The following is a 17396-nucleotide window of genomic DNA, read 5'->3' on the forward strand; positions in this document are numbered from 1 at the left end:
ATTAGTTAGTTTATCATAGTTAGTTGAAAAAACAGCAGGCATGTGCAACATTACCTGTCTGTTGTTTTTATGTTATCTAAGATAAACTCAGTTCGCTTTCATGCGAGCCCTTTAATATATTCACCCAATTTTTAATATTTTTTTGATGAAGTTAAACTCATTAGGTACAATTTTTTTGACATTTTTTTTAATAGTAAGCTGTACCATTAAAAAGAAATCAAATACAGATCAATCTAAAGATAAAGAGGAGATTGAAAATGTGTCATATGTAAATACTTTTATAGGAACAGGAGGACATGGACATACTTTCCCCGGTGCTACTACACCTAACGGAATGGTTCAATTAAGTCCAGACACGCGAACTTCTGGATGGGATGCTTGTGGTGGATATCATTATTCAGATAATTCTATTATGGGCTTTAGCCATACACATTTAAGTGGAACTGGGATAGGAGATTTAGGAGACATTTTATTTATGCCCTACACAGGAGAAACACACATTAAACCTGGTAGTGCAGAAAACCCTCAAGAAGGATATAGAAGCAGATTCAGCCATGATACCGAAAAAGCAACACCAGGATATTATGCAGTGAAACTTTCCGATTATAATATAGATGTAGAGTTAACAGCCAGTAAGCGTGCAGGTTTTCATCAATATACATATCCAGAAAGCACAGAAAAAAAAATGATTATAGATTTGTCTCATACTGTTCATGATCATTTTAATACAAATAATGAAATTAAAGTGTTGAGTGATACAGAAATAATTGGACATAAAGTGACAAAAGGCTGGGCAAAAAATCATCACGTATATTTTTATGCGAAGTTTGATAGACCTTTCCTATCTACATTTTACAGCAACGACTCAATCCAACCAAACCTTAATACAATAAAAAGTAATAAAGTAGTAGCTGTATTAAACTTCAAACGAGATACTAAAAGAGCGTTACAAGTAAAAGTAGGAATCTCTTCTGTAGATTATGAAGGTGCAAAGAAAAACTTAAATGAAGAAATTCCAGATTGGGATTTTAATAGAGTGCGTAAAAAAGCACATAAGGAATGGGTTAAAGAACTCGATAAAATTCAAATTAAAGGAGGTACAGAAGAGGAAAAAACAATTTTTTATACAGGATTATATCACACTTCATTAAGCCCTTATATTTTTTCTGATGTAGATGGAAGGTACCGAGGAATGGATCAAAAGATCCATAAAAGCGATTCTAACGAGAATATTTATACAGTATTTTCTTTATGGGATACTTTTCGAGCGTTTCATCCGCTTCAGACGATAACGAATCCTGAAAGGAATACCGCATTTATAAATTCTTTGCTGAAGAAATATGAGCATGGTGGCATATTGCCCAAATGGGAATTAGCAGCAAATTATACGGGAACCATGATCGGGTATCACTCAATTCCAGTAATTGTAGATGCATACTTTAAAGGAGACCAAAACTTCGATGTTAACAAAGCTTATGAAGCTATGGTTCGAACAGCATCCTATGATACAACTGGAATTTACTTCCCTTCCGAAGGAGTTAAAAACAAGTTATCTCCTTTAGCCAAAAAATATAATGAAGAGCTTGGTTTTATACCTTCAGATAAAGAAAATGAAGCAGTGTCTAAAGCTTTAGAATATGCTTATAACGATTGGTGTATAGCGCAAATGGCTAAAGATTTAGGAAAAGAAAAAGACTACAAACGCTTTATGGAGCGCTCCAAGAGGTACAAGAAGTACTTCGACCAAGAAACTGGTTTTATGAGAGGGGTTAAAGAAGATGGAACATTTAGAGAACCATTCGATCCGGCATACTCGAAACACCGAAATGATGATTATGTTGAAGGAAACGCATGGCAATGGACTTGGTTTGTTCCACATGATGTCGATGGATTGGTTGCGCTTATGGGAGGACAAAATAAATTTTCAGCTAAGCTAGATAAATTATTTTCTACAAGCTCTGAGATTAAAGGAGAAGAAAGATCAAGCGATATCTCAGGGTTAATAGGTCAGTATGCACATGGCAATGAGCCGAGCCATCATATTACACATATGTATAATTATGTAGACCAATCATGGAAGACTCAAAAGCTTACAGATAGTATTATGAAGTCTTTATACTTTAATAACCCTAATGGATTATCAGGGAATGAAGATTGCGGACAAATGTCTGCTTGGTACGTATTAAATGCCATGGGGTTTTATTCTTTTAATCCCGGAGAACCCGTGTATTCTATTGGTAGACCTATTTTTGATGAGGTAGTTATAAATCTTACAAATGGCAAGAAGTTTAAAGTAATCACAAAAAACAACACTTCAGAAAATAAATATATACAATCAATTGCTGTAAACGGAAATGCTCTTGAAAAACCATTTTTTAACCACGATGTGATTACTCAAGGTGGGATTATAGAATTTGAAATGGGACCAACCCCAAATAAAGAATTATTTAAATAAAGCAAACAATGAGTTACATAAAGCATAGTTCTATTTTTATTTTATTGTTTGTATGTCTAACAAGCGTAGCACAAAGCAAACACAGCGAAAAGAGTAAATTTAAAAGTTATAAAGGCTTAGTAATGGCAGGTTACCAGGGGTGGTTTAGAGCTCCTGGCGATGGATCTGGAAAGCAGTGGGGTCATTATGGAGCCAATGGGAAATTTGATAATACACATAATACAATTGATTTTTGGCCAGACGTTTCTGCGTATGAAAAAACATACGAGACAAGCTTTAAGTTTCCAGACGGAACCAAAGCAAAAGTGTTTAGTTCTTTGGATAAAAGTACTACCGATCTTCATTTTAAATGGATGAAACAATATGGTATTGATGGTGTATTTATGCAACGCTTCTTTAATGTTGCAAGAGATTATAAAAACTCTAATAAATCTGAAGATATTATCTTGAGAAATGCAGTAAATGCTGCTGAAAAGAATGGTCGAGCCATTTCTGTGATGTACGATTTGTCGGGCTTAAAAGCTGATGGAGAAGATTGTTCTGCCATTATTGAAGATTGGAAGAAATTAGTAGACAGACTAAAAGTAACCAATAGCGAAAACTACCTGAAATATAACGGAAAACCTTTGGTGGCTATATGGGGGATAGGCTTTCCAGATAGACCTTATAATATTAGAGAAATAGGGATTAATCGATTGATAGATTTTCTAAAAAATGATCCAGAATATGGTGGTTGTGCTGTTATGCTAGGAGTGCCAACTTATTTTAGGGAACTAGATAAAGATTGTTTGCCAGACCCATATTTACATGAGGTAATTAAATCAGCAGATATTGTGTTGCCTTGGATGGTACAACGTTTTACACCCTTATTACATCAAGATGAAATTAGGTATAGAGATCACGTGATAGCTGATATTGCTTGGTGTAAAAATAACAATGTAGATTACGTGCCATTGGTATATGCTGGATTTAGCTGGCATAACTTATCTAAAAGAACACCAGGATTAGCTAGGCATACTTCATACGGGGCGATACCACGAGTTGGAGGTAGGTTTTATTGGGATTTAATTTACAATGCCATTCAAGCAGGGGGCGAAATGTTATATGTAGGAATGTTTGATGAGGTGGATGAAGGAACTGCAATTATTCCCATACTTGATAATCCGCCAAATAGTGAAGGTGTACATTTTGTTGGAAACGATGGTGTTGCACCAGATCACTACTTGTTTTTAACAGGAGAAGCAGGGAAAATGATTAAAGGAGAAAAGCCCTTAAGTAAAGAAATGCCATTAAAAAATTAAGATTTTTTAGTTTATGAGAATATTCAATAAAATATGGGAACTATTAGGAATAAGCTGTGTTATATTTGGTATAGTTTCTTGTGAAGGAAGTAAAACAAAACCTAACGAAGAGTCTAAACCTAATGTCTTGATTATTTTAACTGATGATATGGGGTATGGCGATATTTCTTCTTTCGGACAGAAAAATTACCAAACTCCAAACATTGATAGCATTGGAAAAAATGGAGTTACAAGTACCGATTTTTATGTGCCTACACCGTATTGTGCTCCCTCTAGAGCCTCACTTTTAACTGGAAAATTTCCATTACGCCATAAACTTTTAAAAAACCCTACTCCAGATGCCCACGTTGCAGTAGACACTATCGGTTTAGATCCAAAAGAAGTAACCATGGCAGAGGTTTTTAAAAAGTCTAACTACCGTACCAAAGCAATAGGTAAATGGCATTTAGGACATGTGTCTAAGTTTTTTCCTGAAGCACAAGGTTTCGACGAATATTATGGCATACTTTATTCTAATGATATGCGTCCAGTACAACTTATAGAGAATAGTGAAGTTGTTGAGTTTCCTATAGATCAACGAAAATTAACCAAGGAATATACAAGAGAAGCAGTTAGTTTTATTCAAGAAAATAAGCATAGACCCTTTTTCTTATACCTAGCGCATGCTATGCCACATAAACCTTTGGCTGCTTCTGATGAATTTTACACTCCTGAAACGCCAAATGACTTATATGCAGATGTTATACGCGAGTTGGATTGGTCTGTAGGTGAAGTAATGGCTACTTTAAAAAAAGAAAATCTTTTAAATAATACCATCGTAATTTTTATGTCAGACAACGGTCCATGGTATGGAGGAAGTTCCGGAGGTTTTAAAGGGATGAAAGCAACTACATGGGAAGGTGGTATTCGAGTTCCATTCATGATTCAATACCCTAAAGTGTTTCCAAAAAATACTCAGGTTAATGTACCGCTTTGGTCTCCCGATATCTTACCTACATTATGTGCGCTTACCAATACACCCCTTCCCAAGGACAATACATTAGATGGACAAGATATTACGAACATTCTTCAAGGGAGAAGCCAGGAGCATCCTCCCGTATTTAGTATGCATAATGATGAAATTATGTCGATAAGAAAAGGAGATTTTAAATTGTTTGTCAACAAGCCAAGGTACCGTAAAAAAATAGATTTAAGTACTTGGTCAGACCCTAGAAAACCCGATGGTACTACTATTATTGCACAAATGAAAGGACAGGCAACTCCTGATGATTATCCAGGGGTAACCCCAGAGGAACCAAAGAATAAAATTCAGCTTTTTAATTTAAAAACAGATCCAACGGAATCTCACGACCTAGCAGCGGAAATGCCAGATAAGGTAGCGAAGTTATTGAAGGAGAATAAGGAGTTTTTAAAAAGTTTTAAAAATAAAAAATAATAGCTATATGGGGGTAACTATAAGTTTGGATGAAAAAAAATGGTTTACCATTAAAAGGCGTATTTCAATGCTAATTTGTTTCCTAACATTGGGGGGCGTTCTGTATGGGCAAACAGATGCTAATAAGAAAGCTGAGAGGTCATTATCGCTAATGACGTATAATTTAAAATTTGCAAGCTCCACCCACAAGCCTTTGTGGAAAGACCGTCGAGAAATGCAAGTGGCATTGATTAAAAAATACGATCCGGATATTATAGGAACACAGGAAGGGTTAAAAGAGCAAATAGATTATTTAGCTGAACAATTGCCAGCATACGCAGTAATGGGTGAAGGTCGCAAAGGAGGTGATGACGATGAACATATGGCTATTTTCTGTAAGCGGGATAAGTTTAGGCTACGAGAACTAAATAATTTTGCACTTTCGAGGACACCCAAAATTTTGGGTAGTGGCCCTCGCGTAAATCCAAGAATTGCAACTATGGCTCGTTTTGCTTTTATCAATATGCCCGATAATGAGAATGGAAATAATTATACAGAGGATTACAGAGGACATTGGGAGGATAATAAAGAATTTTACATTTTCAACACTCATTTCTTTAATGGAAGTATAGATACTTTGGCTCGTGAGAATGCAGCAAAACATAATTTGTTGAAAGACTGTTTGAATGGAGGCAAAGGAATAGACTGGATTTTGTATAAGGGAAATGTATAAGTACTCAATTATAAACAAATAGATTATAATGTAAAAGGGAAATATCCTTCCGATCATAAACCAATTTTGGTAGTTAAATATTCTTAAATGATTAGCTTTTTCTTAATAAAAGAGAGACTTGCAATAGTTAAAACTGTTGAAACGATGTTACCATTCTATAAAACCACTAGAGGTACCATTCTGAATACAAATAGATAACGCTACTTTGAAGACTTTTTAAAAACTCAATATTAGAATTAATCAATTCGTAAAAACCAACCCTTAAAAGCAATGTGAAATGAAATCTATTACCATTAGTTTAGCCTTTATTGTTATGGTGCTTATAAGCTCTTTAAATAAGCTTTATGCACAAGATACCATGCTAAGTTATGATCAACCTGTAAGCGTTGGAACCATAACCAACCCCGATATTAATGAAGCAAGTGGAATAGCAGCTTCCTATAAAACACAAGGTGCCTTTTGGGTACATAACGATTCTGGAGATGGCCCCAATTTATTTCTTATTGATAGTTTGGGAAACACCCTTACCGAAGGAAGTGTTACCAATGCTAGTTCCAACGATTGGGAGGATATAGCATCTTTTCAGCTTAATGGTACTTCTTATCTGGTTATTGGAGATGTTGGGGATAATCCAAGGAATAGGAGCGAGTATAGATTGTTTATCATTGAAGAGCCTGCTTACGATCCCCAGTCTATAAGCGGAAATACTTATTCGATCGTAAAAACTATTAAATACCAATATAGCAACGGAAAACAAAATTGTGAGTCGGTAGCGGTAGATTCACATACAGGAAAGATTATACTTTTTAGTAAATCTCACGATAATGAGATACGCTATGTGTATGAACTTCCATTGTCTATAACTACTGGTACAGAGAACTTAACAGCAGAATTAATAGCGTCGCTTAAAAGTGAGGATACTACAGCCATGGATATTTCAAATAATGGCCATCATGCGGCAGTTTTAACGTATAAAGATTTTGCCTACCAATTTATTCGTAAGGAAAATGAAACATGGCAGGATGCTTTTCAACAGCCTTACCAAATTATAAATATGCCTGTAGGGAGACAGGGTGAAGAGGCCTTAGCTTATGGTACAAATGGAGCTGATCTATATTCAGTAAGAGAAGGGACTTCTTCCAAGATTTGGTTTCTGAAAGCGAAGAATCAAATGGGTAATAATGCTGAATTTATTAGCCAGAGTTCGATACCACAAAGAATGGAACGTGGGCAACAGATTGATGTGAGTGTAACTATGAAAAATGCAGGTACTACAACTTGGACTCGAGAGGATTCTTATAAACTTGGAAGTTTCAATGACGATGACTCTTTCGGGTTTGTGCGTGTACAATTAGATTCTTTAGAGGAAATACTTCCCAATGAGGAAAAAACCTTTGATTTTTCGATTACGGCACCAGACTCTTTAGAAACTTATAACTTTCAATGGAAAGTTGTACAAGAATTTGTGGAGTGGTTTGGAGAAGAAACCTTACCCAAAAAAATTAAGGTAGTAGACACGCTACAAGGAGATATTATAGGAAATGTAATTACAGGATATCAGGGCTGGTTTTCTGCTACAGGAGATAATTCACCTAGAAATAAATGGGTGCACTGGGGAACAAGTCAACCCTCGCCAGGAAACCAATCATTTGAGTTGTACCCAGATATGAGGGAATATAATAATGGGTATCAAACGGGGTATGCTAACCTCGGGAACGGGCAACCTTCAACTTTATTTTCATCTTATGATGATCAAGTTGTAAATAAACACTTTGAATGGATGCAAAACTACGGAATAGAGGTGGCAGCGTTACAAAGGTTCGGGAGTGAGTTGAATAGTAGTTCGTTGAAGGCTCAAAGAGATGGTATGGCATTAAAAGTTAAATCAGCTGCCGAGACTTATGGTCGAAAATTTTATATCATGTATGATATTTCCAGTTGGAGCAATTTCCAAACAGAAATTAAGTCTGATTGGAATAATACAGTAACTTCAAACTTGCAATTGCTACAATCGCCAGCTTATGCGAAACAAGATGGAAAACCAGTTGTTTGTATCTGGGGATTAGGAACCCCAGGAAGACCAGGTAACAATACATCCTATAAGGACGTTATCGAGTGGTTTAAAAATAAGGGATATTATGTAATAATTGGTTTGGATAAAAATTGGAGACAGCAGTCTGAGAACTTTCCCGCTTATAATGAAGCGGATATGATTAATCCTTGGCACGTAGGAACATTGGATTTTAACGGCTTGAATAGTCAAAAATTTAATCATAATTGGGTTCAGAAAATTGCAGACGATATGGAATACTGTAAAACCAATGGAATAGACTATATGCCAGGAGCATGGCCGGGGTTTGCTTGGTCTAATTGGAAAGAAGGCTATGAAGATAGACCGAATAGCATACCGAGGATGCATGGGGATTTTATGTGGCAACAATTTTATTATATAAAAAGTAAATTTAATGAAAAACAAATGCCTGCTTCTGCATACGTAGCCATGTTTGATGAGTACGATGAAGGTACTGCTATTGCCAAAGCCGCAGAAGATGCGTCTATGATTCCTACCAATCAATACTTTTTAACCTTAGATGCAGATGGCGTACAGTGTTCCTCAGATTTCTACTTAAGGTTAACGGGCAATGGAGCAAAAATGTTAAAAGAAGAATTGCCACTTACTTTAGATCATGAACCATCAACACCGCATACTTTACAAGTTCAAAGTAACGATGCCGAGTTTGTTTCTTATGGAAACATACCTAGTGTGCTTCATCCAGGGGATACAGTCTCTATAGATGTAACTTATAAAAACATAGGATCTACTACTTGGTTAGCAACAGGAAATTATAAACTTGGTAGTGAGAACCCTCAAGACAATACGAATTGGGGAACGAATAGAGTTTATTTAAGCTCTGGGGAAAGTGTTGAACCCAATGAAACCGTAACCTTTAATTTCGATATAATTGCTCCCTTACAAGAGGGAACGTATAATTTTCAATGGAAAATGGTTCAAGATGGTGTTTCTTGGTTTGGTGAATTATCAGATGCTAAAAAAATTACTATCTCAGATGAATATTTGGATACTTGCGATACATTAAATGGATGGAATACTGAAGCTGGTAACAATTTAAGCGGAAGTGGCACTTTTGTTCAAGGTACAGCTAGTGTTAAAACTACAGGGAATGCTACAGATGAATTTTTTAAGGTTTTTTCTCCTGCATACAATTCAGGAACCTCTATCTCAATGGGCAAGTTGTCATTTTCTTATTATGCTGATGCAGCAGATTTAAACGGAATAAGAGTAGAGTTAGGAAGTGGAGGACAAGCAGATACAGATGAACTTCAGTGGACGCTTCAAAATCTCTCCTCAGGATGGAACGAAATAGAGCTACCTTTTATTGATGCCGAAACTATAGGAGCTCCAAATTTAAACGCGATAAACTGGTTTAGGCTTTATAATGATAAGTCGGGAACTTCTGTTACAACGAGAATAGATGGTATTAAAATTAAAATGTCTAGTGGTTTAGCAAAATCTTTTTTAATAGAAGAGAACTTTACAATAGAGGATACAGTAGGAATGAAGTTATTTCCAAATCCTGCCACCAATATGATTAAGATTCGTCTTTATAATGAGTTTTCAGAAAAAGATAAAGTAGATGTGGTCATTTATAACACTTCAGGGCAAAAGCTGCTCAATAGACAATTTTCAAATAGTAAAAACACCGAATTAAAAATAGATACGGAACAATTTAGTAAGGGTGTTTATGTAGTATCTATAAAGCAAGGAAATCGGATTTTTGAAAAAAAATTAATAATTAAATAAAAAATAAGGTTACTCTAAAACTTTAATTTTCAAGCTATTACTAAGGTGTTAATGCTTCTGAGATTCTTTTAACACTCATTTTGAACCCATTTTATAACAACAATTTTCAATATTAAAAACACAAATGAGCTTGCTGTTAATTAGTTTTTAATAGTTAATTAAGAGCTTCCAATTACATTTGATTCCTGTAGTAAAAACAAGACATCTATTTGTCTTTTTTAGAACTAATCACCAAGTTCATACAATCAAAATACACATAACAATTGCAAGAAATATGAAATTAAATAAAATTTTTAGATACAGTTTATGTATAGTAATATGCATACTCTTATCTAGTAAAATGTTTTCCCAAAAGAAAAAGAACTTACTCTTTATTATTACAGACCAGCAACAATACAAAGCTTTGAGTATAGCAGGTAATTCGGTTTTAAAAACGCCTAACTTAGATCGGTTGGCAAACAGTGGCGCATATTTTAAAAATGCTTATACGCCTATGGCAGTTTGCGGTCCAGCACGTTCTGCAATTCTAACAGGGATGACAGTAGAAAATACTGGGGTAAATACAAACGACAAAACCTATTATTATAATGATGAGCCAGTAATGACTACTCCCACTTTTGATGAGATACTTACAGCCAACGGATATCATTGTGAGTATTATGGTAAATGGCATACAATGAGTAGCCATGCAAGTATTTATAGAAACCCTATACAAAATGCTAAAAACGGAAAATCTATATTTCAACATGGAGGCCAAAACTATGTCTATATGGATTACTTAAATGAAAAGTTTCCGCAGCCAACATTAAATGAAGGAGAATTTTACGATACTTTTGTTAAAAGACCTTATAAGCCAGACCCTTTAGACTCTTACTATGGAGAAACGTATGATGAAGTAAAGAAGGATAGAAAGAACCGAAGAGTACAGCCAGATTTACACGGGGAGCTAATGGTGCCAGCAGCTCATAGTATTACAGCTTATCAAGCTAAAGAAACTATTAAAGCTATAGAGCGGCTAAAAGACACCACATTTAGTATTACATTATCTATACATATGCCTCATGCACCAATGACACCTACAAAACCTTATTATGGGATGTATTCTGTTGATGAAATGGTACCACCAGTAAGCATAGATGATAATATGGAAAATTCTCCTTATAAACAGGCCAATGGTAGAATTGGGATGGCAGAATATTCTGATCCAGAGAAAATAAAATATATGATTTCTAACTACTACGGAATCATTACCGAAATAGACGATTGGATAGGGGAGATTTTAAACACTTTAGATAAGAATAAATTAACCGATGATACCTTAGTGATATTTACAAGTGATCATGGTGAAATGCTTGGAGCTCATGGTTTAAGAGAGAAAAATGTATTCTATGAAGAATCGTCACATATTCCCTTACTAGTACGTTTTCCTGGAGAGATTAAAAAAAATACAGTGGTTGATGGTTATTTTTCAACTGTTGATTTGTTTCCAACTATTTTAGATTATTTGGATATTTCTGGTACACATCCCTCCGATGGTAAAAGTTTACGAGGAGTCATTAACGGAAAGGATAAAGAACATGGTGAATATGTGGTTACGGAGTGGGATTATAGAGGTCCTGTTGCTCCAAATTATATGGTTGTTAAAGATGGTTGGAAATTAATAATTCCATACACAAAAGAGTCTACAGTAATCAATGCCATGTACAATCTTAATAAAGACCCGCATGAATTAAATAATCTTTTAGGTAAAAACGTTAACAGAGAAAGTTATAAAGAGAAAGCAGAAGAGCTTAGAGCTTGCTTGTTGGAATGGTTGAAAAAAAATAATTCAGATCGCTATCAAGGTGTAAAGTCACGTGAATTAATCTAAAGAATTCTTAGTTTATAAAATATTGCATCGCTTGCAAGAACGTGATATTTTATTTTCTAAAGCATTTTTAAATAATAAATTAAAATGAAAAAAACAAAAAAGGGGCCTATCGTTGAAAGAAAATTTCTAATCCCATTTATTATGGTAACTTCGCTATTTGCCTTATGGGGTTTTGCAAACGCCGTAACAGACCCCATGGTACAAGCATTTAAAAAAGTATTGGAACTATCTAATTCGGAAGCTGCCTGGGTACAAATGGCGTTTTATGGAGGTTACTTTTGTATGGCATTACCAGCCGCCATGTTCATGCGAAAATACACTTATAAAACTGGCGTATTAATAGGTCTAGGATTGTATGCATTTGGAGCACTTTTATTTTATCCAGCATCTATTACAGAACAATTTTGGTTTTTTTGTCTGGGACTCTATATATTAACGTTTGGTCTTGCTTTTTTAGAAACAGCGGCGAATCCATATGTACTGGCTATGGGAGACAAAAAAACAGCGACTCAACGTTTAAATTTGGCGCAGGCTTTTAACCCAGTAGGTTTAATTGCAGGATTATTTGTTGCTCAACAATTTGTGTTAAAGGAATTAGAATCAGACGATATTTCTAATTTTAGTGCTCTAGATGAAGCATCAAAAATATTAATAAAAACTTCCGACTTGTTGGTTATAAGAAGTCCTTATGTAATTCTAGGACTGATACTCATCATAGTTTTTTTTGTCTTTTTTTTAAGTAAAATGCCGCAATCAAAAGATGAAAATGAAATGCCTAGCCTTAAAACCACTTTTTGGACCTTAAGTCGTAACCATAAGTATGTATTGGGTGTAATAGCCCAAATTTGTCATATGGGATGCTTAATAATGTGTTGGACATATATCTACCAATACGCAGAGGGTATAGGAATGGATAGTGCAATTGCAGGATATTATCAAATGGGTGCTTTTATTTTATTTACCTCGGGCCGTGCAATTGGCACTTATCTTTTAAAGTTTATAAGTTCTGGTAAGCTTTTACTTTTTTTCTCCATTATTGGAATTGCTTTTCTTCTGGGAGCCATTTTTATAAATAATATTGTAGGCCTATTTTGTTTGGTTGGGGTCTCCTTTTGGATGTCTCCTATGTTTCCAACTATTTATGGTATAGCCCTTGGAGATTTAACTGAAGAACAATCTAAAGTTGGTTCTGCAGGTTTAATTATGTCCATTGTGGGTGGAGCATTGTTACCTAAAATGCAAGCATTAATTATAGATTTAGGAGGAAGTGACGTTTCTGATATTACAATTTTAGGAGTTCCGGAAGTAAACTTTTCTTTTATATTACCAATCCTTTGTTTTATATATATAGGCTGGTACGGATATAAAGTTTTACGAAAGTATTAGTTTATTAAGTCTTTATCATTACTGCGTATATAATTGTAGATTAACTTTATGAAGAATTATAGTGCACATTAAGATATTGGAGGTGCCAAGTGAATTTAAAAGATTGATCTTTAAATACCTATATTTTCTAATAATTATAAGATGAAATTAAAAAAAAGCATATTTGTAATTTTCAGTTTTTTTTCCATGGTTAGTTGTGGACTATCACAAGTAGATAGGAAAGAGAAGGTAGTAAAAAATGTAATACTACTTATTAGTGATGGAACAGGATTATACCAAATTTCTTCATCATTTTATTTTAAAAAAACGAAATCAAATTATGAGAGATTTGAAAATATAGGTTTGATAAAAACATCTTCGTCTGGGTTTGATGTTACAGACTCTGCTGCTGGAGCTACAGCTTTTGCTTGTGGAGAGAAATCTTTTAACGGAGCTGTTGGAGTTGCTGATGATTCTACGGCCATAAAAAATTTGGTAGAAATCGGATATCAAAATAATATTAAAACAGGTGTGATTGCTACTTCTTCAATAATTCACGCCACACCTGCTAGTTTTTATGCACACCAATTCAGTAGACAAATGAATGATGCTATTTCTAAAGATTTAGTAGAATCAGAGGTGGATTTCTTTGCTGGGGGGGTATACAGTTTTTTAAGAAGCATGGTGAAGTTGATTTACTTAAAGAATTAGAGAACAAAGGCTTTCACATTAATACAAATACTTTAGATGATTTTAACTCAATAAAATCTAAAAAGAAGGCAGGATATCTATTAGCGCCCAATGCAATGCCTAAAATGTTGGATGGACGTGGTAATTTTCTTTCTGATGCAACCCTTTTAGCGATTAATTTTTTAAAGAAAGATGATAACGGATTTTTTATTATGTCTGAGGGCTCGCAAATAGATTGGGGCGGGCATAATAATGACGGGCCCTATTTGGTGTCAGAGTTAATAGATTTTGACAATACTATTGGAAAAGTATTAGATTTTGCGAAGAAAGATGGAAATACATTGGTCATTGTCACTTCGGACCATGAAACTGGAGGTTTTACTTTAGCGGGTCAGCGCAAGACGAAAGCCGATTCAACGAAGTATAACGATTACAGAAGAGTAGGCATGAATTTTTCAACGAACGGTCATTCTGCAACTCTTATTCCTGTTTTTGCCTTTGGTCCTGGAGCAGAAGAATTTACCGGAGTTTATGAAAACAACGAAATCTTTTATAAAATATTGAAGGTTACTGGATGGAAACAAAAGTAATTTAGTTATAGTAAAATATGAACCCTTTCTTCATTTTTAATGTTTATGTAAGCAATTGTTCGTGCTACAAAATAAAATAAAAAATCGCACAAGTTTGTGCAATTTTCGCTACTCAATTGGGAGAGTAAGGGGTATTAGTATGGTATTAAATACTATGAACAAGCGGTTAAGTAAATGAATGAAATCAAACTAAATTTACGGTTATTTGTGGAGACTTAATCCACAAAGCTTCTAATTGCAAAGTATTCAGATTTTTAAACTCTTCATAAAGAGTAATTGAAGGCTTATTTATCTGAACATAAGTATGAAACTTTAGTTTACACGCTTGAAAACATAAAACTGTTAAGCCTAGAAACAACAATCAAGAATTTTGACAAGCACTCACTCAAGTTTTGCTTATGGGTATAATATTAGAAACGATTACTCATAAGTTTGTTTCAAAACAACAGGAGAGATAGCAACTCCAACTTTAAAGTTTATAAATAAAAATCGTCTAAACTATTTTTAGACAGATTTTTTCTTTAATCGATTACTTCTTGGAAACCTCCAAAGATTCTTTCCTGAATTCCTTTAAGAGTTTTGTAAGATCAAGGGATGATTTACGGGCGCGAGTACCTGCGGCTTTGTTCCCACTTTCCAATTGTGTGTTATAGTTTTTTTGAAATGCCTCAAATTCGGCATCCATCCTGTTTATCTTTCATAAGATGGTTATATTTTAAGAACAAGAAACTTAAAAACCAAAGTGAGTAAAGTGACTCTTCTTTGTAATCACCTTTTTCTTCAACCATTTCATTGCTAGGTAATGGTCGTCTGCGTTATTTGAGTATGGTCTTAAATTTATCATTTATAATTTTTCCGTAATTGTTACTATGCGGTTTTGGTTATTCCCTTTTAACAATGTAAAAATTCCCACTTGACCAAACATCCATTTTTCAAAAAGGCCCTGCTTGGAGATTTACATGACAAAGTCCCAAAAATGGAAGTACGGTCCCAACACATTCTAAGGGTTCTTAATAAAAGAAGCTCCTATTTGGTTCCCGGTACTGTGGAAAACCAAGGCAGACTCCAAAGAATAATAGGTCGCCAGCCTTTTGATAGCTGGCTTGACATCCACTACACTCACTTTCAAACCCCTAAAATTTATATTTATAAAGCATTGGAGAAAAGCCCTTTTCGGTCATGAAATAGTTTTGTTTGATGACTTTCAAAGCGAACGGTTTGACTTTTCTCACAAGGTAATGCTATCACCATTAGAATAAAGCATCCATTCTGGAAGGATGTAAGAAAATTACAACCCAAGCTACGAGCCTAACAAAAGTGGAGAGGCTATCTAATTAGTTTTTAGACAGCCTCTTTTAAGATCTGATTGAATTGTACGCTAAAATCAGAGTGCTTAAAACAGCATAAAATATGTTTTCGACGTACTTTTAAGCTTCCCACTCTACTTTTAGTATGCTTTTGGGTGAGCTTAAGGTGTTTTTTGAGATTATAACCAATGTAGGAGAGCCGCATACACTTTAATGGCAAAGGTATTGTATGCTTCCCTTGAAACTGAACAATTCAAGACTCTCATTAGCCTAGGTTTTAGTCCTTAATTTTTTTCCTCTTACTTTAAATTTGTCCAATAAATTAGAAATATCCTCACTAATTTTAGTCTCCACAACCCTTGCATATAATTGTGTGGTCGTAAGTTTAGAGTGCCCCAGTAATTTTGATACCGTTTCAATAGGTACACCATTGGAAAGCATTACGGTTGTAGCAAAGGTATGCCGGGCAACATGAAAAGTAATATTTTTATGAATATTACACATTCCTGCTATCTCTTTCAAATATTTATTGGTTTTTTGATTGGAGTTTACAGGTAATAAATATCCCATTGAATCCGTCTCATGTAAGATTCTGTATTTTTCAATGATTTCTAATGCAACGGGCATTAATGGCACTTTAACACGTTCGTCTGTTTTCTCCCTTTTGGTAAATATCCAATAGTTCCCATCGATACCCTGTACGATATTGTCTTCGGTTAGTTCTTTTACATCTATATAAGACAAGCCTGTATAACATGAAAAAACAAAACAATCCTTTACCCGCTGTAACCGTTCACTTGTGAACTCTGTACTTTCTAACAATTCCAGTTCCCTCTCACTTAAATAAGCTCTATCGTACTTCTGGTATTTCAATTGAAATTGGTTAAACGGGTTTTTATGCATCCATTCCAGTTTAACGGCAAGGTTTACTATTTTCTTGAAACGTTCCAAATGTTTCATAACTCCGTTATTACTTAACAAGAGCTGTTTCTTGGAATTCCTGTAATTGCGAAGGAAGTGTTCAAAATCGGTTACAAACTCGTAATTCAATTGTTTCAGGTAGATGTCCTTTAATCTTCTTTTCTTTAGCAAGAATTTGTAAAGATATTTTTCAGTGGTATAATAATTTTTCATTGTACCCCTTTTAAGAACAAATGACATATTTCCATGATGGTATGCAATGAGTTCCCGTAGGGTCTTACTATTAGCATCCTCTCCCAAATACCGGGCTTTGATAGCATCCGAAGATATAAACTTATCTTCTGCCAAAAGTTCTTTATGGCATTCCAAAAGCCTGTTATAAACCTCGTCCAAATAAGCGTTTAGGATTCTTATTTTTTGCAAACTACCTCTGCCTCTTCTTTTTTGACTGTCCCAATCTTTGACTGGAACAACTCGCTTTAAACTAATTTCTGCACGTTTTCCGTTAATCGTAATACGTACATAGATGGAAAGTTGTTTGGGATTACTCCTTGATTTTCTGGTAAAGAAAATCATCGTAAAAGTGTGTTTTGTCTTCATTTTCAATGACTTTTAGTTAAACAATAATCTGTTAAATAGAAAGTCAAATCATACCCGAAGGTTCTCTAAAGATAGTGCATTTTTAGTGAAACATTGCACACCGAATTGCACACCTATTATATGATTTTAAATGATATCAAATGAATGCATAAAAAGCAAAAAACACTGAAAATCAACAGATTAACAGTGTTTTATTTTGACCTATTTCTAGGTTCGTCGGGGTGGCAGGATTCGAACCTGCGACCTCCGCGTCCCAAACGCGGCGCGATAACCGGGCTACGCTACACCCCGAAAACTTTTTGAGTAAAGTTCAATTTCACTTTAAAT

At 34.7% G+C, this 17396-nt stretch carries 11 protein-coding genes and 1 tRNA gene; 9 read left to right on the forward strand and 3 right to left on the reverse strand.

Features of this window, described 5'->3' with window-relative positions; translation table 11 throughout:
- Nucleotides 1-145 precede the first annotated feature (145 nt).
- From JM658_RS09155 to JM658_RS17130, 9 genes are all read left to right on the forward strand, one after another.
- Nucleotides 146-2455, forward strand: a complete 2310-nt coding sequence (locus tag JM658_RS09155; protein ID WP_236958954.1) for a GH92 family glycosyl hydrolase — start codon at nucleotides 146-148, stop codon at nucleotides 2453-2455.
- Nucleotides 2456-2577: 122 nt separating this feature from the next.
- Nucleotides 2578-3756 carry a glycoside hydrolase family 71/99-like protein gene (locus JM658_RS09160; RefSeq protein ID WP_236958955.1) on the forward strand — a complete coding sequence of 393 codons (1179 nt, stop codon included), beginning with the start codon at nucleotides 2578-2580 and terminating at the stop codon, nucleotides 3754-3756.
- Between the two features lie 13 nt (nucleotides 3757-3769).
- Nucleotides 3770-5191 (forward strand): sulfatase-like hydrolase/transferase, encoded by a 1422-nt coding sequence (locus JM658_RS09165; protein WP_236958956.1) that lies wholly within the window; start codon nucleotides 3770-3772, stop codon nucleotides 5189-5191.
- Between the two features lie 7 nt (nucleotides 5192-5198).
- Entirely contained in the window at nucleotides 5199-5903 is a 705-nt protein-coding gene (locus JM658_RS09170; RefSeq protein ID WP_236958957.1) for an exonuclease/endonuclease/phosphatase family protein, read from the forward strand.
- Between the two features lie 277 nt (nucleotides 5904-6180).
- A complete protein-coding gene (locus JM658_RS09175; protein WP_236958958.1) occupies nucleotides 6181-9726 on the forward strand; it encodes a T9SS type A sorting domain-containing protein in 3546 nt (1181 codons plus the stop codon).
- 340 nt (nucleotides 9727-10066) lie between these two features.
- A complete protein-coding gene (locus JM658_RS09180; protein WP_236958959.1) occupies nucleotides 10067-11596 on the forward strand; it encodes a sulfatase-like hydrolase/transferase in 1530 nt (509 codons plus the stop codon).
- 84 nt (nucleotides 11597-11680) lie between these two features.
- On the forward strand, nucleotides 11681-12982 hold the full coding sequence (fucP, locus tag JM658_RS09185) for an L-fucose:H+ symporter permease (protein ID WP_236958960.1): 1302 nt from the start codon (nucleotides 11681-11683) through the stop codon (nucleotides 12980-12982).
- Between the two features lie 141 nt (nucleotides 12983-13123).
- The gene (locus JM658_RS17125) at nucleotides 13124-13672 is read left to right on the forward strand and encodes an alkaline phosphatase (RefSeq protein ID WP_262911751.1); all 549 of its coding nucleotides are present in this window, start codon (nucleotides 13124-13126) and stop codon (nucleotides 13670-13672) included.
- A 17-nt stretch (nucleotides 13673-13689) separates the two neighbouring features.
- Entirely contained in the window at nucleotides 13690-14241 is a 552-nt protein-coding gene (locus JM658_RS17130; RefSeq protein WP_317207870.1) for an alkaline phosphatase, read from the forward strand.
- Between the two features lie 529 nt (nucleotides 14242-14770).
- Here the strand turns inward: JM658_RS17130 and JM658_RS09195 are convergent.
- The 3 genes from JM658_RS09195 to JM658_RS09205 form a co-directional block, all read right to left on the reverse strand.
- Nucleotides 14771-14926: a histone H1 gene (locus tag JM658_RS09195; RefSeq protein ID WP_236958961.1), complete on the reverse strand. Its 156-nt coding sequence runs from the start codon at nucleotides 14924-14926 to the stop codon at nucleotides 14771-14773.
- 892 nt (nucleotides 14927-15818) lie between these two features.
- Entirely contained in the window at nucleotides 15819-17069 is a 1251-nt protein-coding gene (locus JM658_RS09200; protein ID WP_236958962.1) for a site-specific integrase, read from the reverse strand.
- Nucleotides 17070-17285: 216 nt separating this feature from the next.
- A tRNA-Pro gene (locus tag JM658_RS09205) sits at nucleotides 17286-17360 on the reverse strand.
- Nucleotides 17361-17396 lie beyond the last annotated feature (36 nt).

The sequence above is a fragment of the Joostella atrarenae genome (assembly GCF_021764745.1).
GTDB lineage: Bacteria > Bacteroidota > Bacteroidia > Flavobacteriales > Flavobacteriaceae > Galbibacter > Galbibacter atrarenae.